This window comes from Streptomyces vulcanius (genome assembly GCF_042653945.1).
Classification (GTDB): Bacteria; Actinomycetota; Actinomycetes; order Streptomycetales; family Streptomycetaceae; genus Streptomyces; species Streptomyces mangrovi.
This window is the reverse complement of sequence record NZ_JBHSFK010000009.1, coordinates 51470-70993: the sequence shown is the minus strand read 5'-3', so window position 1 is coordinate 70993 and position 19524 is coordinate 51470. Positions and strand designations below refer to the sequence as shown.

At 71.4% G+C, this 19524-nt stretch carries 17 protein-coding genes; 9 read left to right on the top strand and 8 right to left on the bottom strand.

The genetic code is table 11. The features are described 5' to 3' along the window. Positions 1-2: 2 nt before the first annotated feature. Complete coding sequence (locus ACFPIH_RS15635; RefSeq protein ID WP_381172633.1) at positions 3-641, bottom strand: ATP-dependent Clp protease proteolytic subunit; 639 nt, start codon at positions 639-641, stop codon at positions 3-5. 86 nt (positions 642-727) lie between these two features. Next, positions 728-1939 (bottom strand): epoxide hydrolase family protein, encoded by a 1212-nt coding sequence (locus tag ACFPIH_RS15630; protein WP_381172635.1) that lies wholly within the window; start codon positions 1937-1939, stop codon positions 728-730. 122 nt (positions 1940-2061) lie between these two features. Between ACFPIH_RS15630 and ACFPIH_RS15625 the strand changes: the two genes are divergently transcribed. Further along, positions 2062-2544, top strand: a complete 483-nt coding sequence (locus ACFPIH_RS15625; RefSeq protein ID WP_381172637.1) for a VOC family protein — start codon at positions 2062-2064, stop codon at positions 2542-2544. A gap of 109 nt (positions 2545-2653) precedes the next feature. Here the strand turns inward: ACFPIH_RS15625 and ACFPIH_RS15620 are convergent, their stop codons facing one another. From ACFPIH_RS15620 to ACFPIH_RS15610, 3 genes are read right to left on the bottom strand one after another with little or no spacing between them, the layout of a single operon-like run. Continuing rightward, a complete protein-coding gene (locus tag ACFPIH_RS15620) occupies positions 2654-3532 on the bottom strand; it encodes a geranyl diphosphate 2-C-methyltransferase (protein ID WP_381172639.1) in 879 nt (292 codons plus the stop codon). 59 nt (positions 3533-3591) lie between these two features. Further along, positions 3592-4644, bottom strand: coding sequence for a family 2 encapsulin nanocompartment cargo protein terpene cyclase (locus ACFPIH_RS15615; protein ID WP_381172641.1), 1053 nt, complete (start codon positions 4642-4644; stop codon positions 3592-3594). Next, positions 4641-6083: a family 2B encapsulin nanocompartment shell protein gene (locus ACFPIH_RS15610; protein ID WP_381172644.1), complete on the bottom strand. Its 1443-nt coding sequence runs from the start codon at positions 6081-6083 to the stop codon at positions 4641-4643. Before ACFPIH_RS15610 ends, ACFPIH_RS15615 begins: the two co-directional genes overlap by 4 nt. A gap of 299 nt (positions 6084-6382) precedes the next feature. Here ACFPIH_RS15610 and ACFPIH_RS15605 point away from each other — a divergent pair, with 299 nt between their 5' ends. The 5 genes from ACFPIH_RS15605 (at position 6383) to ACFPIH_RS15585 (ending at position 11574) form a co-directional block, all read left to right on the top strand. Then, entirely contained in the window at positions 6383-7177 is a 795-nt protein-coding gene (locus ACFPIH_RS15605) for a VOC family protein (RefSeq protein ID WP_381172646.1), read from the top strand. Positions 7178-7209: 32 nt separating this feature from the next. After that, the gene (locus tag ACFPIH_RS15600) at positions 7210-7920 is read left to right on the top strand and encodes a ribonuclease H family protein (RefSeq protein WP_381172648.1); all 711 of its coding nucleotides are present in this window, start codon (positions 7210-7212) and stop codon (positions 7918-7920) included. Between the two features lie 171 nt (positions 7921-8091). Beyond that, entirely contained in the window at positions 8092-9291 is a 1200-nt protein-coding gene (locus ACFPIH_RS15595) for an FAD-dependent monooxygenase (protein ID WP_381172650.1), read from the top strand. A gap of 115 nt (positions 9292-9406) precedes the next feature. Then, on the top strand, positions 9407-10990 hold the full coding sequence (locus ACFPIH_RS15590) for an MFS transporter (RefSeq protein WP_381172652.1): 1584 nt from the start codon (positions 9407-9409) through the stop codon (positions 10988-10990). After that, positions 10987-11574, top strand: coding sequence for a TetR/AcrR family transcriptional regulator (locus ACFPIH_RS15585; protein WP_381172654.1), 588 nt, complete (start codon positions 10987-10989; stop codon positions 11572-11574). Before ACFPIH_RS15590 ends, ACFPIH_RS15585 begins: the two co-directional genes overlap by 4 nt. Here the strand turns inward: ACFPIH_RS15585 and ACFPIH_RS15580 are convergent. Further along, positions 11571-13304, bottom strand: a complete 1734-nt coding sequence (locus tag ACFPIH_RS15580; RefSeq protein ID WP_381172656.1) for a cholesterol oxidase substrate-binding domain-containing protein — start codon at positions 13302-13304, stop codon at positions 11571-11573. The two genes, ACFPIH_RS15585 and ACFPIH_RS15580, sit on opposite strands and share 4 nt — an antisense overlap. Before the next feature lie 135 nt (positions 13305-13439). Between ACFPIH_RS15580 and ACFPIH_RS15575 the strand changes: the two genes are divergently transcribed. Together ACFPIH_RS15575 and ACFPIH_RS15570 are read left to right on the top strand one after the other, a co-directional pair. Beyond that, on the top strand, positions 13440-14423 hold the full coding sequence (locus ACFPIH_RS15575) for an aldo/keto reductase (protein ID WP_381172657.1): 984 nt from the start codon (positions 13440-13442) through the stop codon (positions 14421-14423). Positions 14424-14468: 45 nt separating this feature from the next. After that, positions 14469-14957: a DUF6328 family protein gene (locus ACFPIH_RS15570; protein ID WP_381172659.1), complete on the top strand. Its 489-nt coding sequence runs from the start codon at positions 14469-14471 to the stop codon at positions 14955-14957. A gap of 9 nt (positions 14958-14966) precedes the next feature. On the opposite strand, the gene ACFPIH_RS15565 is transcribed toward ACFPIH_RS15570, so the two are convergent. Then, positions 14967-16022 (bottom strand): hypothetical protein, encoded by a 1056-nt coding sequence (locus ACFPIH_RS15565; RefSeq protein WP_381172660.1) that lies wholly within the window; start codon positions 16020-16022, stop codon positions 14967-14969. A 126-nt stretch (positions 16023-16148) separates the two neighbouring features. Here ACFPIH_RS15565 and ACFPIH_RS15560 point away from each other — a divergent pair, with 126 nt between their 5' ends. After that, complete coding sequence (locus ACFPIH_RS15560) at positions 16149-17612, top strand: serine hydrolase domain-containing protein (protein WP_381172662.1); 1464 nt, start codon at positions 16149-16151, stop codon at positions 17610-17612. Here the strand turns inward: ACFPIH_RS15560 and ACFPIH_RS15555 are convergent. Then, the gene (locus ACFPIH_RS15555; RefSeq protein WP_381172664.1) at positions 17601-19244 is read right to left on the bottom strand and encodes a serine/threonine protein kinase; all 1644 of its coding nucleotides are present in this window, start codon (positions 19242-19244) and stop codon (positions 17601-17603) included. The genes ACFPIH_RS15560 and ACFPIH_RS15555 overlap by 12 nt on opposite strands. Positions 19245-19524: the final 280 nt, after the last annotated feature.

Sequence of the window (19524 nt, the reverse complement as noted above, 5' to 3'; positions counted from 1 at the left end):
GGTCACAGCCCCGCCCGTCGCCGCGTCGAGGCCGGGCGGACGTCGGCGAGCGACTCCACCACCCGGTCCACCATGCCGTACTCCCTGGCCTCCTCGGCCGTGAACCAGCGGTCCCGGTCGCCGTCCCGGGAGATGGTCTCCGGGGTCTGGCCGGTGTGCTCGGCGGTGATCCGCTCGATGGTCCGCTTGGTGAAGTCCAGGTTCTCCGCCTGGATCTCGATGTCCGCCGTGGTGCCGCCGATCCCGGCCGACGGCTGGTGCATCATCACGCGCGCGTTCGGCAGCGCGTACCGCTTGCCCGCCGCGCCGACGCTGAGCAGGAACTGGCCCATGCTGGCCGCGAACCCCATGGCGAGCGTCGAGACGTCGTTGGGGATCAGCCGCATGGTGTCGTAGATCGCGAGGCCCGCGTGCACCGACCCGCCCGGGCTGTTGATGTACAGGGCGATGTCGGTGCGCGGGTCCTCGGCGGACAGGATCAGCAGCTGTGCGCAGACCCGGTTCGCGGAGACCTCGTCGACCTGGGTGCCCAGCAGGACGATCCGCTGCGCCAGGAGCTGGGCGGCGAGATGGTCGTCGAAGCGGGTCGGTGGGGTGTCGCCCTCCTCGGCCCGGGGCGCGAGCACGGAAAGTGGAGTCATCGGATCTCCTCGTGGTGGTGGGGATGCCTCGACCCCACTGTTGACCGCGAACGACGCCGATGACCGTGTTCTCTGCCCGTGGCAGATCAGCCGAAGGCAGAGTCCTCCCGCAACTGCCGGAAGAACGCCCGCACGTCGCCCACCAGCAGGTCGGGCTCCTCCATCGCCGGGAAGTGGCCGCCCCGGTCGAACTCGGTCCAGCGCACGATGTTCTCCGTGCGGTCGGCCCTGTGCCGCAGCGGCTTCTGAATCTCGGCCGGGAAGACGGCCACCGCCGTCGGCGCGGTGGACGGCTCAGTGGGGCGGGCGATCCGCTCGCCGGTGACATGCGCCCGTTCGTAGTAGATCCGGGCCGCCGAACCGGCCGTGCCGGTCAGCCAGTACAGCATCACGTTCGTCAGCAGCCGGTCCCGGTCCACCGCTTCCTCGGGACGCTCCGCCGAGTCCGACCACTCCCGGAACTTCTCGATGATCCAGGCGAGTTGGCCGACGGGCGAGTCCGTGAGCGCGTACGCCAGGGTCTGCGGACGGGTGGAGTGCAGGACGGCGTAACCGGTGCCCTCGCGCTTCCACTCGGCCCACGACCGCCATGAGGCGAGCGTGTTCTCCCGCTCGGCGGGGTCGAGCGCGGCCAGTTCCTCGGCGGTCGGCTCGCGGGTGGCCTGCGCGCCGGGCAGGAGGTTGAGATGGATGCCGATGACGCGCTCGGGGTGGCTGCGGCCCAGTTCCCGGGAGATGCCCGAGCCCCAGTCGCCGCCCTGCGCGCCGAACCGCTCGTAGCCGAGCCGCGTCATCAGCTCGACCCAGGCGTACGCCACCCGGCCCGCCTCCCAGCCGGTGTCCGCGGGCGGCCCGGACAGCCCGAACCCGGGAATGCTCGGTACCACGACATGGAACGCGTCGGCCGGGTCGCCGCCGTGCGCGGCCGGGTCGGTGAGCGGCCCGACGACATCGAGGAACTCGACGACCGACCCCGGCCAGCCGTGCGTGAGGATCAGCGGTGTGGCGTCCGGCTCGGGGGAGCGGACATGGGCGAAGTGGACGTTCGATCCGTCGATGGTGGTGGTGAACTGCGGCCACTCGTTGAGCTGCGCCTCGGCGGCCCGCCAGTCGTACGAGTGCCGCCAGTGGTGGACGAGTTCCCGCAGGTAGTCGGCCGGTACGCCGTACGCCCAGCCGGTGCCGGACAGATCGTCGGGCCAGCGGGCGCGGTCCAGCCGGTCGTACAGGTCGTCGAGGTCGCGCTGCGGGATGTCGATACGGAAGGGCCTGATGTCGGGTGCGGGCGAGGACGTCATGATCGCGAGCCTAGTTCCGGAGCGTGGTGGGGCCGAACGGATTAAGCCCCGGCCCCACCGATGAGTTCCGGGGCGAACCCGGGTCGACACTGATGACCGCGTTCCACGCCCAGGAGGTACTCATGACCACCGACGGATTCACCACGTGTCTCTGGTTCGACGGCCAGGCCGAGCAGGCCGCGCACCACTACGTGTCGATCTTCAAGAACTCGAAGGTCGGCGACGTCACCCACTACACCGACGCCGGACCGGGCCCCGTCGGGTCCGTGCTCACCGTGGAGTTCACGGCGAACGGCCAGAAGTTCGTCGCGCTGAACGGCGGCCCGGAGTTCAAGTTCAACGAGGCGATCTCCTTCCAGATCGACTGCGCCGACCAGGAGGAGATCGACTTCTACTGGAACAAGCTCCTCGAGGGCGGCGGCGAGCCCGGCCCCTGCGGCTGGCTCAAGGACAAGTACGGCGTGTCCTGGCAGGTCGTCCCGATCGCGATGATGGAGATGCTCACCAGCGGTGAACCGGAGAAGTCGGCCCGCGCCATGAAGGCCATGCTCGCCATGGGCAAGCTCGACCTCGCGGCCCTGCGGAAGGCGTACGACGGCGCGTAGGAAACCTGGTCGGTCTACGGCCGGGCGAACCGTTCCTGTGGGCTGAGCGGGAGTGAGCCCGCTCAGCCGCACGCCCCGAACGGTCTTGGGCGCACTGGTCCCCGGCGTCTCAGACCCGGTCCGCCGCGATCAGCAGATACTGGAAGCTGCCGTTCCGGTAGGCGCTGAGGAATGTTTCCTCGATGCCGGTGACCAGGTGCTCCGCCTGGCTCCGCAGCTCCCAGTAGGGGATGGCCGTCGCGGTGAGGTCCTCGACGTGGACCGGCACCAGCCGGTTGGCGGTCAGCGCCCGGAAGTACGCCGAGCGCGGATGGATGTCGCAGATGTAGTGGGCGTTGATCAGCGACACCTCCCGAGAGGCCTGTCCGTAGGTGTCGTTGTAGCAGCCGGTGATGACGACGTACCGTCCGCCGCGGCGCAGCAGCCGGGCGTGCTCGGCGAACAGCAGGTCCAGCTCGACGTACATCGTCGACTCGTTGTTCCACGACGCCGCGTAGGCGCCGGTCTCCAGACCCGTGTCCAGCATGTTGCGGTGGTGGTAGCGCACCTTGTCGTCGATGCCCCGCTTACGGGCCTGCTCGTTGGCGAACCCGGCCTGCTTGGCGGAGATGGTGACGCCGTCCGCCCCGCAGCCGTAGCGCAGGTTGGCCGTCACACTGCCGCCACCGCGCCCGCAGCCGGCGTCGAAGACACGGTCGTCAGGGGTGAGCCCGCCGAGCCGGGCGGCGAGCAGCTCGGCCTGGGCGTGCTCCAGCCGGTGCAGCTCGGCGGTGAGCCGGTCCTTGCGCAGCCCGGGGTCGGGCTCGTCGAGCACGGACCAGTCGGCGTCACCCACGCCGTAGTGATGGTGGTAGAGATCGTCGATCCGGCCGAGATCGAGGTTGACCGGGTTCTCCTCGGCGTTCCAGTAGTCGGCGACGCGGTTCTGGTAGACGGACTGGGTCGGCAGCTGCACGGTCGCGGTCGGGGCGTCGGGGGTGATGGTCAACGGTGACTCCTTGCGATGCGGTACGTGGTTCATATGACGTGGTGTCAAGAGCGTTCTGCTCACCAGTAGTTGGGCAGGCTGTAACGGTGGGTGTTGGTGGCGTGCCACTCGTGGTTGCCGGCCACCCAGTCCGACAGCCCCTGGACATAGCGCCCGACGAGCGGCGAGGTGGCGGCGAGCACGGCCGACTCCTCCTCGAACGCCTCCATGACCTGGTTGTGGATCTCGACCGACCGCAGATAGCCGGCCTGGAGACCGCAGCGGTCGTTGGCGGCCACGACCTGCGGCAGATTGAGGTGGGTGGGGTCGGAGGCCAGCTCCTTCGTGAAGGAGTACAGGTCGTTGACAATGGTGGTGGCATTGCAGGCCAGCGCCGTGACCCGCTGGATCTCCGGGCGGGCGTAGAGCTGCTCGGGCAGTTCGTAGCCGTCGACCGCGTCCACGAGCGACAGACACGGCCGGAAGTTGTTGAACTGCCGCATGACCAGGTACTCCCAGGTCCGCGGCTTGTACCGGGTCTCGCTCCAGGCCGCCTCGGCGAGATAGCCCTGGTGCAGCCGGGCCATGTCGTGCACGAACCGGTCGGTCTGGCTGGGGGTGGCGACGGCCGCGTAGTCCTTGAGCGCCCAGTAGTAGGAGCGCAGCGGGCCGTCGGCCTGCATGCCCTGCTCCCACTCCTCCTGGAAGCCGGGCGGGCCGTGGAAGGGGTCGAGCGCCGACTGCGCGAGGACCAGCCGTCCGCCCAGGCCGCTGCGGGACGCGCCCCGGCCCTCGTCCTCCTCGCAGTAGCAGCTGTCGACCACGTTCTCCGCCAGCAGCAGCTTGCCCGCCGCCGTCAGGCGGTCCAGGTCGAGGGCGCCCGGATGCTGGAGCACCACGGCACGGCCGACCTGGAACTCCGCGAAGTCCCCGTCCCAGGCCGCCGGGAACAGATCGAGACCGCGCGCCCACTCCTCCAGCCGGCGATCGACCTCCGCCGCCTTCTCCGGGTCGGCGGGGGCGACCTCCCGGTACCGCAGCCCGGGGACCGCCCCGCTGCGCCGGGCCCTGACGCTCGCGGCGAGACTCGGCGGGCCGGGCAGCAGGACCGGACTGTTCAGCGGCGTGCTCACTCGGCCGTCCGGCCGATCTGGACGTTCTCCAGGACCCCGGCCGCGTCCGGTACCAGCAGGGCCATCGAGTAGTAGGCGGTGGCGAGGTAACGGATGACCGAGTGGGTGTCGATGCCCATGAACCGCACGTTCAGACCGGGCTGGAACTCGTCCGGGATACCCGTCTGGTAGAGCCCGACGACCCCCTGGTCGGCCTCACCCGTGCGCAGCGCGATGATGCTGCTGGTGTGCTGCTCGGTGATCGGGATCTTGTTGCACGGGAAGATCGGCACCCCCCGCCAGGCCGGGACCTCGTGTCCCTCCACGGTGGCCGTGCCCGGCACCAGACCGCGCCGGTTGCACTGCCGGAAGAAGGCCGCGATCGCCTTGGGATGGGCGAGGAACAGCTTGGTCTTGCGCCGCATCGTCAGCAGCTCGTCCATGTCGTCCGGGGTCGGCGGCCCGGTGAACGTGCTCACCCGCTGCCTGTAGTCGATGTTGTGCAGCAGCCCGAAGTCCCGGTTGTTCACCATCTCCCACTCCTGGCGCTCCCGGATCTCCTCGACGGTGAGCCGGAGTTGCTGCTGGGTCTGGTTCATCGGGTTGTTGTAGAGATCGGCGACCCTGGTGTGGACCTTCAGCACGGTCTGGGTCAGCGACAACTCGTATTCGCGCGGCGCGAGTTCGTAGTCGACGAAGCCGCCGGACAGCGTCGGCTCGCCCGCATGGCCGGCCTGCAGCGGCAGGTCCGCCTCGCCCTTGCGGTTCATCGGCAGCCGTTGCCGCGCGGCGTACGCGCGCACATGCGCCTGGAGCGACGGCACCCGGCCGACGAACTCCCGCAGTACGTCCCAGGGCACCGCGAGCAGCACGCCCGAGGTCTCCGCGCGCACCGACGTCAGCCACAGCGGATCGTCCTGGCCGAGGGCCTCGTCGCCGAACTGGTCGCCGCCGGAGACGACGCCGACGATCTCCTCACCGCCGTACTTGCCGGCCTTGTACCGGGTGAAGCGGCCGTGCACGACCAGGTAGGCCTCCGTGACCGGCTGCCCGGCCTCGAAGACGACCTGTCCGGCCCGGACCTCCCGGGTCTGGAAGCGCGAGGCGAGCTCACCGAGCGTGCCGTTGTCGGAGTAGCCCCGCAGCAGGGGCAGCTCGGTCAGGGTCTCCGGGATGACCCGGACGTCGTCCCCGCCGTTCTGCTCGAACTGCACCCGGCCCCGGCCCACCTTCAGCTGCAGACGCCGGTTGACCCGGTAGGTGCCGCCCTTGACGTCCACCCACGGCAGCATGCGCAGCAGCCAGCGCGAGCTGATGGCCTGCATCTGGGGTTCGGACTTGTGGGTGGTGGCGAGTTGGCGGGCCGCCTCGGTGCCGAGGCTGGTGAACTGCCCGTCGGTGGAGGGCTCGGGGGCCGGTTCGTCGAGAGCGGTACCGGCGGTGCTGTCCGGTGTGGACACATTCCCTCCAGGAAGATCGGTTTCGGTGATCCGCGGCACCAGCCAAACACCCTGAGTGACGGATGGGTACGGCGTGAAAGGGGCGGCAGTACGCGCTCGAAGGTGTAAACCGGAGGGAAGGTGCGGAAGGTGTGTCCCGCGCTTTCCGGCGGCCTTCATGTGCTCCCGCACGCCGGTGATCAAGAGGATTGAGGGAGATCGTTCACCGGGACGGGGGAACGCGTTCGACGCGCGCGGCGCCGGGCGGGTGACTAGCGTGAGGAAACGGACAGAGTCGTCTCTTCGGAAGGGCCGCGGTCATGGCCGTACAACCAGAGGGAACCCCGTGCTGGGTCGACGCGATGTACAGCGACGTCGAGGGAGCCAAGAGCTTCTACGGCGACGTCCTGGGCTGGACGTTCGGCGAGTCGTCGTCGGAGTACGGCAACTACACCCAGGCCTACGCCGACGGCAAGGCGACCGCCGCCGTCGTCCCGCCGATGCCCGGGCAGGAGGGCCAGTCGCAGTGGTGTCTGTACTTCGCCTCCCCGGACGCCGCCGCCACCGCGGCGAAGATCCGCGCCGCCGGCGGTGAGGTGCTGATGGAGCCGATGCAGGTCGGCGACTTCGGCACGATGTGCCTGGCCCGCGAGCCCAGCGGCGCGGTGTTCGGCGTCTGGCAGGCCGGCAGCCACGAGGGCTTCGAGGCGCAGGCCGTCCCGGGCGCCTACGGCTGGGCCGAGGTCTTCACCCGCGAGCCCGACAAGGCGGACCGGTTCTTCAGCGCGGTCTTCCCGTACACGGCCCAGCAACTCGAGGACGACGCGATCGACTTCCGGATGTTCAACGTCGGCGACGCCACGGTGCTCGGCCGGATGAGGATGACGGAGGAGTTCCCGCCCGAGGTGCCGTCCTACGTCAACGTGTACTTCGTGGTCTCCGACTGCGACGACACCGTCGCCAAGGCCACCAAGCTCGGCGCCGTCCTGCGCTTCGGGCCGATGAGCAGCCCCTACGGCCGGTTCGCCGCCCTCACCGACCCGCAGGGCGCGAACTTCTCGGTGATCGACATCAGGACGACGGAGGGCGAGCAGCCGAAGGCCAAGCCGGTCTGAGCTTCCTGCTGAGGGCGCCGCGCGGCCATGGCATGATCGTGCCCATGCGTGAACGTGTTGTGGCCGCGTGCGACGGGGCTTCGAAGGGAAACCCGGGACCGGCCGGCTGGGCATGGGTGGTCGCCGACGCGACGGAGGCGCCGGCCCGCTGGGAGGCGGGGCCGCTCGGCAGGGCGACCAACAACGTCGCCGAACTCACCGCCCTGGAACAGCTGTTGGCGTCGACCGACCCGGCCGTGCCGCTCGAGGTCCGGATGGACTCGCAGTACGCCATGAAGGCCGTCACCACCTGGCTGCCCGGCTGGAAGCGCAACGGCTGGAAGACCTCCGCGGGCAAGCCGGTCGCCAACCAGGATCTGGTCGTCCGGATCGACGAACTGCTCGACGGCCGCTCGGTCGACTTCCGTTACGTCCCCGCCCACCAGGTCGACGGCGACCCGCTGAACGACTTCGCCGACCGCGCCGCCAGCCAGGCCGCGATCGTCCAGCAGGCGGCGGGCAGCGAGCAGGGTTCCCCGGAGCCGCCGCCCTCGCCCGACACCCCGAAGGCGAAGCCGGCCCGCTCCTCCGGCGGCGCCAAGTCCCCCCGGAGGACTGGCAGTTCGTCTTCGTCGTCCGCCCGCACGATCAAGGCCAAGTTCCCCGGCCGTTGTCTGTGCGGCCGGGGCTACGCGGCCGGTGAGCCGATCGCCAAGAACGCGCAGGGCTGGGGACACCCGGAGTGCCGTACCGCAGAGGCCTGATCCGCCGAGGTCTGATCCACCGCACCGACGCCGCGCGAGCCGGAAGGGGCAATTCCCTTCCGGCTCGCCGCCGCTTCGGGTGATCTTTCGCGCCGCCCGGGCCTGACCCGTCACCCCGACTGTTACCTTGCGTCGTTCATCCATCACGACCAGTAATTCCTAGGGGTTTACGTGAAGGTCGCCTGTGTCGGCGGCGGGCCCGCCGGCCTGTATCTCTCGATCCTGCTCAAGCGGCAGGACCCGTCCCACGACGTCACCGTCCACGAGCGCGACCCGGAGGGCTCGACCTACGGCTGGGGCGTCACCTACTGGCAGGGACTCCTCGACAGACTCCGCGTGTGTGACCCCGAGTCGGCCGCCGCCATCGAGGAGCACTCGGTCCGCTGGAACCAAGGCGTCGCCCACGTACGGGACCTGTCGACCCGTCAGCCCGGCGACGAGGGCCATGGCATCGGCCGCCACAAACTCCTGGAACTCCTCGCCGACCGCGCCCGCACCCTCGGCGTACGTCTGGAGTTCGAGGACGAGATCACGCCCGACACCCTCCCGGACGCCGATCTGATCGTGGCCGGCGACGGCGTCCACAGCGCCCTGCGCACCCACCACACCGCGCACTTCGGCGCCGAACTCGTCCCGGGCCGCAACTCCTATGTGTGGCTCGGCACCACCAAGGTCTTCGACTCCTTCACCTTCGCCTTCGTGGAGACCGGGCACGGCTGGGTCTGGTGCTACGGCTACCCCTTCAGCGCCGAACAGAGCACCTGCGTCATCGAGTGCGCCCCCGAGACCCGCGACGGGCTCGGCCTGGAGGCGGCCGACGGGCTCGCCCGCGTGGAGAAGCTCTTCGCGCACGTCCTCGACGGCCACCCCCTCGTCGGCCGCGACGACGACGGCGCCACCTCGTGGCTCACCTTCCGCACCCTCACCAACCGCACCTGGCACCGCGACAACCTCGTCCTCCTCGGCGACGCCGCCCACACCACCCACTACTCCATCGGCGCCGGCACCACCCTCGCCCTGGAGGACGCCATCGCCCTCGCCGACGCCCTGCGGGAGAGCGACGGCATCCCGCGGGCCCTCGCCCGCTACGAACGCGAGCGCAAGGCCGCCCTGCTCTCCCTCCAGAGCGCCGCCCGCTACAGCGCCCAGTGGTACGAGAACCTCAACCGCTACATCCATCTCCCCCCGGAGCGGATGTTCGCCCTGCTCGGCCAGCGCCACTCGCCCCTGCTGCCCTACGTCCCGCCCCAGCTGTACTACCGGCTCGACAGGGCCGCCGGACAGCTGGAGGCCCTGCGCCGGTTCAAGCGCTGGCTCGGCCCGAAGCTCGCCCGCGGCGCCCACGCCCGAGCCCTGGGTACCCGCAAGTAGGTACTCGGCAGTAGGTATTCGCGCTGGAGGTACCCGTTTGGGTGAATGGCCATTCACTGTTACGGTGAATCGCCATTCACCCACTTTTTGTTTCCCGTAGGCCGCTGGAGTTCCCATGGTGTCGCCCGCTCCGATACCCGCCCCGACCAGGGAATCGGCCGGCCTCAGGGCCCGGCTGACCATCCCGGTCCTGGCGTACTGCGGCATCCTGATGGCGGTCATGCAGACCGTCGTCGTCCCCCTCCTGCCGGACCTGCCCCGGCTGACCGGCTCCTCTCAGGCCACGGTCTCGTGGATGGTGACCGCCTCGCTGCTCTCCGGAGCCGTCCTCACCCCGGTGCTCGGCCGCGCCGGCGACATGTACGGCAAGCGGCGGGTCCTGCTCCTCTCCTTCGCGCTGATGGCCGCGGGCTCGGTGATCTGCGCGCTCACCTCGCAGATCGGCATCCTGATCGCGGCCCGCGCCCTCCAGGGCGCCGCGTCCTCCGTCGTCCCGCTCTCCATCAGCATCCTGCGCGACGAACTGCCCCCGCAGCGCCGGGGTTCCGCGGTGGCGCTGATGAGCTCCACCGTCGGCATCGGCGCCGCCCTCGGCCTGCCCGCGGCGGCCATGATCATCCAGTACGCCGACTGGCACGTGATGTTCTGGGCGACCGCGGTCCTGGGCGTGACCGGCGTCGCGCTGATCCGCTGGGCGGTGCCGGAGTCGCCCGTGCGCGAGCCCGGACGGTTCGACGTGACGGGCGCGCTGGGACTCGCCGCCGGGCTGACCTGTCTGCTCCTCGCCGTGTCCCAGGGCGGTCAGTGGGGCTGGGGGAGTACCCGGATCGTCGGACTGTTCCTCGCCGCCGTCGTCGTCCTCGGCCTGTGGTGGCGGCAGCAACTGCGCGCCGAGCGGCCCCTGGTGGACCTGCGGCTGGTCTCCCGGCCCAGCGTCGGCCTCGCCCACGTGGCCGCGCTGCTCACCGGCTTCGCCTTCTACGCCAACTCGCTCGTCACCGCCCAGCTCGTGCAGGCCCCCAAGGCCAGTGGCTACGGCCTCGGGCTGTCCATCGTCCAGACCGGCCTGTGCCTGCTGCCCGGCGGCATCACCATGCTGCTGTTCTCCCCGCTCTCCGCCCGGATCTCCGAGGCCCGCGGCCCCCGCATCACGCTCGCGCTCGGCGCCGCCGTCATCGCCGCCGGGTACGCGGTGCGCATCGGCAACAGCCACGCGCTGTGGATGATCATCGTGGGGGCCACGGTGGTGGCCACCGGCACCACCCTCGCCTACTCCGCGCTGCCCGCGCTGATCCTGCGGGCCGTCCCGGCCGCCCAGACGGCCTCCGCGAACGGCGTCAACGTCCTGATGCGCACCATCGGCCAGGCCACCTCCAGCGCCGCCGTGGCCGCGGTGCTCGTCCACCACACCAGCCTGGTCGGCAGTGTCCCGGTGCCCACCCTGCACGGCTACCTGCTGGCCTTCGGCGTCGCGGGCGCCGTCGCCCTCGCCGCCGGCGCGGTGGCCCTGACCATCCCCGGCGGCCCGGACTCCGCCGCTCCCGGACACCCGGAGCCGGGCCTCTCCGACAGCGACCGGCACCCCGGCGCCCTGAAGCCCGCCGTCCCCGCCGTCCCGGGCGATCCGGACCCCGAGGACCCCCGACGCGCCCGCCGCGCCCCCCGACCCGTCGCCGACGAGGCCTTGGAGGGAGCATGAACGCCGTGAGCACTGCACCCGGCACTCCTCCACCCCCCGTCCGCCGCGACGCCGAGGCCACCAAGGCGGCCATCCTGCGTGCCGCCCGACATCTCCTCGCCCGTCAGGCGCACGCCGACATCACCCTCAAGGCCGTGGCCGAGCGCGCCGGGGTGAGCCCGCCGCTGATCCTCAAGTACTTCGGCAACAAGGACGCCCTGTTCGCCCGCGTGATGTCCTTCGAGGAGGACGCCGACACGTTCCTCGCCGGCCCCCTGGAGGACCTGGGCCGCCACATGGTCCGGCAGATCATGGCCGGCCAGCGCGAGCGCGGTGTCGATCCCGTGCTGCGGATCGCCTTCGCACCCCTGCAGGGCGAGCACGGCGACGTGCTGCGCGCCAACTTCCGCGCCCAGGTCCTCGCCCGTCTCACCGCCCGTCTCACCGGCCCCGACGCGGCCGTCCGCGCCGAACTGGCCCTCGCCACCGCCCTCGGCCTCGGCATGATGCTGGGCATCGCCCGGGGCCCGGAACTCTGGTCCCTCCCCGTCGAGGACATCGTCGACCGCTACGGGCCCACAGTGCAGGCCCACCTGACGGGCTAGCCGAACAACCGCCCGTGCAGCGGCGTGGTGAACACCCGGTGCGGATCCAGCCGGTCCAGCACCCCGGCGGCCTCGCTCCACTCCGCGCCGAACGACTCCGGTACGACGGTCCCCAGCACCTCCCCGTCGCTCCAGGCGGCCTCGTCGGTGTACCCCCACCCCTTCGACCACTCCACCCGGGTCAGGGCGTGCGTCCCGTCGTACGTGGCCAGCAGGAAGCGCTCCAGCTCGCGGTAGAACGCGTCGGCGTAGGGCGTGCCGGGCAGCGTCAGCACGTCCAGCCAGACGGCCGTGTCCCACTCGGGGTGCTCCGGGCCGGGTCGCAGCGCCGACAGCGCCGGCGCCCGGGCACCGGCGAGTTCGGCCTCCGCCGGATCGTCGAGCCCGGTGACCCGGATCTCCACCGAACCGTTGACGGGGAACCGCCCCAGCGCGGCGTACGCGTCGAGCCGCTCCCGGTAGAAGGCGGTGAACTCGGCCACGACACGCTGCACTTGGTCCCGGGCGGTGAGCACCGCGTACCCGTTGGCGTGCACCCGCAGCGTGGTCGGCCTGATGTACAGCAGGGTGTTCTTCGACGGCCCCCACACGTCCGCCGACAGCGTCGCCACCAGCCCCAGCGCGGCCACGTCGAACTGCGCGTTCCCCAGCACCGGCGCCAGGTACCAGGCCGCGTCCGACACCATCCGCCCGGCCAGATCCGCCACCGGGGTCGGGACGTTGTCGGAGAAGGGATACGGGTACGGCGACGTCACGCGCCGCGAGCCGAGCGGCTTCGTCGGCTCGACGGACCACACCTTGAACCACGGGCGCTCGGTGAACGCGAACCAGATCGCCTCCACCCGCCCCTCGGCCTCCAGGAAGCCCGCCAGCGTCCGTCCGCCCCCGCTCCCGCCCGGCGCCGCGAACAGCTCGGCCGCCGGAATGTCCGTACGGCTCACGCACCGCAGATTGCTGTTGGCGCCCACCCGCAGCACCACCTCGGTCACCAGCGACCGTCCGAGATGGGTGAGCAGCGCGGCGCAGTCCGCCTCGTCACGGGTGAACGTCCGCAGCGCGTACGCCCCGCCGTCCCCGTCCTGTGCGTCCCACACCACGGCCGTCAGCTCCAGCACACGGTTGCTGAGCGAGCCGTACGTCTGCCCGGGCAGCCGCTCCTCGCCCCGCGCCGGCACCGCCGTCCCGTGCGCGTCGACCGCCAGCGCGCCGCCCAGGGTGAGATCGCCGGGCGCCGGCGCCGCGGTGACCCCGAGACCGTGCCCTTCGAGGAAGGTGAGCAGGGCCTCCAGTGTCACCCCGGTGCCCGCGCGGACCTCGCTCGCGGACTCCAGGGACAGCCCGGTCAGATGCGGGGCGGTGTCGACGAGGAGGATCCGCGCATCCGACGCCGTGCCCGCCGGGACGGTCAGCGGCGACCAGCCGTGCGAGGCGCCCCGGGCCCGGACCGTCCAGCCGTTGCGCCGGGCCCAGTTGACGACGGCGACCACCTGCTGCGGGTCCGCGGGCGCGCACGCCCACAGCCCGGTCACGGTGATCTCGCCGTCCCAGTTGCGGTATGCCGTACGGGAGAGGGCCACGCCCGCCGGGAAGTCCGGCAGTTCCTCCGCCGCGACGGCCGGATCGGCGGCGACCAGGACGGGCACGACGGCCAGGGCGGCGGAGCGCAGAAAGCCGCGCCGGGTCCAGGAGGAGTCTCCCGGCTGGAAGTTGCTCACTGAACGATCAGTCACGGGGCCACGCTAGGCGCCCGTCGACACCTGACCGCGTTTCTTCGAACAGGCTCACCCATGTGAGTGAACGATTCGCCTCCGTGGGCCGGATCGGCCGGTTCCGCGCCGTCCCCCGCCGGATGACAGACTGACGCCATGGACGAGCGCGAATTCGGAAGATCCGGTCAGCACGCATCTGTCGTGGGCCTCGGCACCTGGCAGCTGGGCGCCGACTGGGGAGACGTGGACGACAAGGAGGCGCTGACGGTCCTGGAGGCGGCGGCCGAGTCGGGAGTGACCTTCTTCGACACCGCCGACGTCTACGGCGACGGACGCAGCGAGCAGACCATCGCCGCCTTCCTGAGCGGCCGGCCCGACCTGCACGTCCTGGTCGCCACCAAGATGGGCCGCCGGGTCGAACAGATCCCCGAGAACTACGTCCTGGACAACTTCCGCGCCTGGAACGACCGCTCCCGCCGCAACCTCGGCGTCGACCGCATCGACCTGGTCCAGCTGCACTGCCCGCCCACCCCGGTCTACTCCGGCGACGAGGTCTTCGACGCGCTCGACACCCTCGTCGAGGAGGAGCGCATCGCCCACTACGGCGTCAGCGTCGAGACCTCCGCCGAGGCCCTCACCGCCATCGCCCGGCCCGGTGTGGCCAGTGTGCAGATCATCCTCAACCCGTTCCGCCTGAAGCCCCTGTACGAGGTGCTCCCGGCGGCCCGCGAGGCCGGCGTCGGCATCATCGCCCGCGTCCCGCTCGCCTCCGGCCTGCTGTCCGGCAAGTACACCAAGGACACCGTCTTCCCCGAGAACGACCACCGCACCTACAACCGGCACGGCGAGTCCTTCGACCAGGGCGAGACCTTCTCCGGCGTCGACTACGCCACCGGCGTCGAGGCCGCCGTCGAGTTCGCCGCCCTCGCCCCCGAGGGGTACACCCCGGCCCAGCTCGCCCTGCGCTGGATCATCCAGCAGCCCGGTGTGACGACCGTGATCCCCGGCGCCCGCTCGCCCGAGCAGGCCCGCGCCAACGCCGCCGCGGCCCGGCTGCCGGAGCTCTCCGAGGAGACCCTGACGGCGATCCGGGATCTGTACGACCGCCGGATCAAGGCGCAGGTCGAGGACCGCTGGTAGAGCGACTGCCGTTTGAACGCCATGCGGCCCGGTAACCCGGGCCGCATGGATCACGACGAAGACCGAAGAACGGGACGTGACGAGACCGAGGAAGAGCGCGCCGACCGGATGTGGGGCGAGCTCATCCAGGAGGTCCGCGTCGCCCAGACGGGCGTGCAGATCCTCTTCGGCTTCCTGCTCACCGTGGTGTTCCAGTCGAAGTACGAGAGGCTGAGCGACACGGACCAGACGATCTACATCGTGACGGTCGTCCTGGGCGCCGCCGCCACCGGCGCCCTGATCGGACCGGTGTCCCTGCACCGCCTGGTGTCCGGGCAGAGCGTCAAGCCGCAGGCTGTGGCCTGGGCCTCCCGGCTCACCTTCGTCGGCCTGCTGCTGCTCCTCGCCACCATGACGTCCGCACTCCTGCTGGTCCTGCGTGTCGCGACGCACGACGGGTACGTGCCCTGGCTGGTCGCCGGGGTGGTCGCGTGGTACCTGCTGTGCTGGTACGGACTGCCCATGTGGACCCGGTACCGGCACACCAACCGGTGACGCCGGCCGCTACGCGGCTCCGGGTGTGTTCCCCCGCGCCCCGCGCAGGGACGCGATGCAGGAGCCGATCGCCTGCTGAAGCTCCTCCAACTGCTGCACCATGTCGTCCTCGTAGAAGTCCTGCGCGTCGTCGAAGGTCAGCTCCTCGAAGACCTTCGTCGCCCGCTGCAGGCCGCTGTAGAACTTCGTGCGCCGCTCCTGGACCCGCAGCTCGGGGTCGGCCTCCACGGTCTCCACGACGAGGCTCTTCATCGTGTCGTACGCCTCGGACGCCCACTCCCCGGCGTTCTCGTTGTCGTCCAGCTCGTCGATGAGCGACAGGTGCCGCTCGGCCTCCCGGCGCAGCTCGACCGGCGCGTCGATGGTCTGTCCGGCGGGCGTCTTCACCTGGCCCGACTCGGCGATCTGACGGACGTACCCGATACGGTCCGCCGAGCGGCTCTCGGTGGCCACCGCCTTCTTCAGGTCGTCGGTGCGCACCACGTCCCGGGCCAGCTCGGCCTGGAGCTCCGGGTCCTCCCGTACCCGGTCCAGCAGGGCGGCGCGGGCCGTGCGGGCCGTCGAGGGGTCGGCGAGGATCGCGGCGCGCAGGGCGGTGGGGTTCTCCGCGACCTCCAGCGCCTTGGTCGGCCGGATGCCCTCGGCCTCCGCCGCCTCGGCGATCGCCGTCCCGCGCTCGGAGGCGGCGCTGGACCGTGAGACGTAGTACGTGAGCCAGACGTCGGCGTCCGGCAGTTCGACCTCCTGGCCCGGCGCCAGTTCCTCGAAGTGCGGCACGAGACCGTCGTCGGCGGCCCGGTCCCAGGCCTTGTAGTAGCGCATGACCCGCTCGGCCGAGCAGCCGGCCAGCTCCGCGAACTCCTTCGCCGACACCTTCGGCGTCTCCTCCGCGGCCTGTCCGCCCGGCCGGACACTGCGCGCCACCATCAGCCCGAAGGCCCACCCGCCGGTGCGCGCGTAGACTCCGAACTCCCGCGCGTCATGCGCGACGAGGTCGGACAGGGGCGCGGGGGCGTCCACGGCGGACGTCTCGGATGTCTCGGACGGGTCGATCGCCAGGGTCACGGATGACTCTCCTCTGCGGGCTGTGACAGTGCAACGGGCAGCCTATATGCAGGCATTGACGCTGCTTTGCCCGCGGCGCGGATCAACCCGTCGATCATCGCGCGCCCCCGCTGGCAGGATGCGGGTATGAGCCTGCCCCCGCTTACTCCCAGCACCCCGTCCGCCCAGGGTGTCGACGCGAACGCCGTCCACGACCTCCTCGACGCCCTGGAGACGGCCGAGGCCGTCGAACCGCACAGCCTGATGATCGTCCGCCACGGCCGCCTCGTCGCCTCCGGCTGGTGGGCGCCGTACACCCCCGACCGGCTCCATCTGCTGTACTCGCTGAGCAAGAGCTTCACGTCCACGGCCGTCGGGCTCGCCGTCGCCGAGGGGCTGGTCGACCTCGACGCGCCGGTGCTGTCGTACTTCCCGGAACTAGACGCGGAGATCACCGACCCGCGCAGCCGGGCGATGCTGGTGCGGCACGCGGCGGCGATGGCCAGCGGGCACGAGGAGGAGGACACCGTCGACCGGGCCTACGCCCTCGACCCCGGGAATCTCGTCCGCGCCTTCCTGCTGCTGCCGCCGGACCGCGACCCGGGAACCGTGTTCGCCTACAACCAGTGCGCCACCTACGCGCTCGGCGCGATCGTCCGGCGCGTCACCGGCCAGTCCCTCACCGCCTATCTGCGACCGCGTCTGTTCGACCCGCTGGGCATCGGCGAGGTCGCCTGGCTGACCGACCCGCCCGGTGCCGAACTCGGCTTCAGCGGCCTGCACGGCACCACCGACACGATCGCCCGGCTCGGCCTGCTGTATCTCGACGAGGGCGTCTGGGACGGCGAGCGGGTGCTGCCCCGGGAGTGGGTCGCCGAGGCGACGCGTGAACACATACCGACCTCCGACCAGCCGGCGGACACGGACCGGCTGGACTGGGAGCGCGGCTACGGCTTCCAGTTCTGGCAGTCGCGGCACGGCTACCGGGGCGACGGGGCCTACGGCCAGTTCTGCCTGGTCCTGCCCGAGTACGACGCCGTCGTGGCCGCGACCGCGGCGGCCGGCGACATGCAGGCCGTGCTCACCTTCGTCTGGGAGCTTCTGCTGCCCGGCTTCCGGTCGGCGCCCCTGAGCGGCGGCGAGGAGGCCGACACGGCCCTAGCGGAGCGCCTGTCCCGCCTCGCGCTGCCCCCCGCCCCCGGAAAGCCGGCCCCGTCGGAACGGGCCGGGGAGTGGCAGCGGGCCGTCTTCACGCCGTACGGCGGTGCCTGCGCGGCGCAGCCGGGCCTGACCGGCGCCTCCGTGGCCGCGGACGGGGACGGCGACGGCGACGGCTGGACGCTGACCCTCGTGGAGGACGGCCGGGAACTGGCCCTGCCCCTGGGCTTCGGCGGCTGGAACGTCACCGAGGAGCCGCTGCCCACCGCGGTGAGCGGCGGCTGGACCGACGGCGACACCCTGGCCGTGGACGTCGCCTTCCTGGAGACCCCGCACCGGCTGCGCGTGTCCTGCTCGCTCGCCGACCACACCTTCACCGCGCGCTGGGCCACCGCACCCCTGCACGGCGGCCCGCTGCGTACGCAGTGCGCGCCGCGCGGGTCAGGCGGCTGAGCCCGGCCGGAACGTCCTGAGGACGGTTTCGAGGGCGAGCCGGTTGGCCGACTTGTCCCAGTCGGCGTCGGGCGTCGTCCAGCGCAGGGAGAAGCTGCGGTGTCCGCCGAGCAGGAAACCACGCCCGAACGTGCGCACCTTCGTGCCGTCCGCCTCCTCGACCCACTCCATGTCGGCGGCCTTGTACCCCTGGTACGTCGTCGCCTCGATCTTCCCGATCTGCCGGAAACCGTCCCGCTCCTTCAGTCCGGGCAGGACGTCGTCGCGCCAGACGGCCACCGGATCCGAGCCGGCGCTCTCGCTGTAGGTCACCGCGAGGGTGCGCGGATCGCCCTCCGCGCCGAAGGTGACGCGGTAGGCCAGATCGGCCTTGTCGGTGTCCAGCCGCTTCCACCCCTTGGGCAGGGCCACGGAAAAGCCCTCGGGCGCGCGGTAGACGCGGTAACCGTCGGGGAGGGCGTCGGTGGAGGCGGGCGGCGAAGAGGCGGCCGGGGGAGCCGACGGGGAGGCGGAGGGAGTGGCTTCCGCGGTGATGGTGGCGGACGCGCCGGCGGTCGGCGTGGCTCTGCCGTCGGTGTCCCCGGCGTCCTCCCCGGACGGCGCGGCGGACACGGACGGCAGGGCCTGCGCCCCGTCGGACGCCGCCTCCTCGGTGCCGGGCAGCTGGTGTGTGACGGCGAGGGCGGCGACCGCGACGGTGACCACGGCCAGGGCCGTCCCGGCCGCCATCGCCCGGCCGCTCCAGTGCGGCCCGACGTGCCGGGCGGCGGCGTAGGCCCGGCGCAGCCGGGGGGCCGGCCGGTCGGCCCCCGGTTCCTCGTCCAGGATCCGGAGCAGCGACTGACGCACCAGGGACCGGGTCAGCCGCTCCCGGTACTCCTTGCGCAGCAGCCCCTGCACGGCCGGGGCGAGCGGGCCCGCCCGCAGCGGGGCGCGCAGCGGCAGCCGGTCCACCCCGCGCAGGGTGTTCTCGGGCCGGTCCCGGTCCCGGTAGGGCGGCCGCCCCTCGACCATCGCGTAGAGGATCGCGCCCAGCGCCCACAGGTCGGCCGCCGGACCGATCCGCTCGTCCCGGGCCTGCTCGGGAGAGGCGTACGACGGTGCCGCGATCCTCGGCACGAGGGCGGCCCCCGCCAGCCCGAACCCGGTGAGCACCACCGGCCCCCGGACCCGCACGAACACCTGACCCGGACTGAGTTCGCCGTGCGTGATCCCCTCCTCGTGCGCGGCCTCGAGGATGTCGAGCAACTGGAGCCCGACCGTGGCGGCCTTCGCCGGGCTGAACGCGCCCTTCTGGTCCATGAGCTGACCCAGCGGCAGACCGTCGATCCACTCGGTGACGGTCCACAGGGAACCCGCCTCCACCAGCGAGTCGACGACCGCGGCGATCCGGCCGGGGCACAGCCGGGCCATCGTCTCCGACATGCGCACCACCCGGTCCGCCGCCTGCTCCGCCTCTTCCTCGCCCAGTTCGGGGGGCAGCCCGATCCGGGTGACCAGGCACGGGCGTCCGCCCTGCACATCCTCGCCGTACCAGCTGACCCGGTTGGTTTCGCGGTGGACGACATCCAGCAGCCGGTACCTACCGGCGACCAACTCGTCCGTGGAGACGTGCGCCTTGACCATGGTCATCCCTCGCTGAACCCCCGGTGCTCCGCTTTCCCAGAAGTACGGCGCGTGTGTGGGGATCCGTTCAATTGGACCGTGACTCCGTGGTGATTCCTGTCTTTGATTCAAGGATTGCGAGCGTATGTGCGAGGAAGACGAAGACGAAAGGGAATTGCCGGGGGCCGTCCAGCGGTGTAACCAGCGGTAAACAGGCTCCGGTGGGGCCCGGGGCGGGCGTCCGCAGAAACGTTCTTCGGGGCCTGGTTGCCATTTCGACCAGGCACGGAGTGGGGAATTTTCCGGT

What these genes read in the sequence shown, in the direction of transcription:
- ACFPIH_RS15635 (WP_381172633.1), bottom strand. Translation starts at nt 641, where the DNA reads ATGACTCCACTTTCCGTGCTCGCGCCCCGGGCCGAGGAGGGCGACACC.
- ACFPIH_RS15630 (WP_381172635.1), bottom strand. Translation starts at nt 1,939, where the DNA reads ATGACGTCCTCGCCCGCACCCGACATCAGGCCCTTCCGTATCGACATC.
- ACFPIH_RS15625 (WP_381172637.1), top strand. Translation starts at nt 2,062, where the DNA reads ATGACCACCGACGGATTCACCACGTGTCTCTGGTTCGACGGCCAGGCC.
- ACFPIH_RS15605 (WP_381172646.1), top strand. Translation starts at nt 6,383, where the DNA reads ATGGCCGTACAACCAGAGGGAACCCCGTGCTGGGTCGACGCGATGTAC.
- ACFPIH_RS15600 (WP_381172648.1), top strand. Translation starts at nt 7,210, where the DNA reads ATGATCGTGCCCATGCGTGAACGTGTTGTGGCCGCGTGCGACGGGGCT.
- ACFPIH_RS15590 (WP_381172652.1), top strand. Translation starts at nt 9,407, where the DNA reads ATGGTGTCGCCCGCTCCGATACCCGCCCCGACCAGGGAATCGGCCGGC.
- ACFPIH_RS15585 (WP_381172654.1), top strand. Translation starts at nt 10,987, where the DNA reads ATGAACGCCGTGAGCACTGCACCCGGCACTCCTCCACCCCCCGTCCGC.
- ACFPIH_RS15575 (WP_381172657.1), top strand. Translation starts at nt 13,440, where the DNA reads ATGGACGAGCGCGAATTCGGAAGATCCGGTCAGCACGCATCTGTCGTG.
- ACFPIH_RS15570 (WP_381172659.1), top strand. Translation starts at nt 14,469, where the DNA reads ATGGATCACGACGAAGACCGAAGAACGGGACGTGACGAGACCGAGGAA.
- ACFPIH_RS15560 (WP_381172662.1), top strand. Translation starts at nt 16,149, where the DNA reads ATGAGCCTGCCCCCGCTTACTCCCAGCACCCCGTCCGCCCAGGGTGTC.
- ACFPIH_RS15555 (WP_381172664.1), bottom strand. Translation starts at nt 19,244, where the DNA reads ATGACCATGGTCAAGGCGCACGTCTCCACGGACGAGTTGGTCGCCGGT.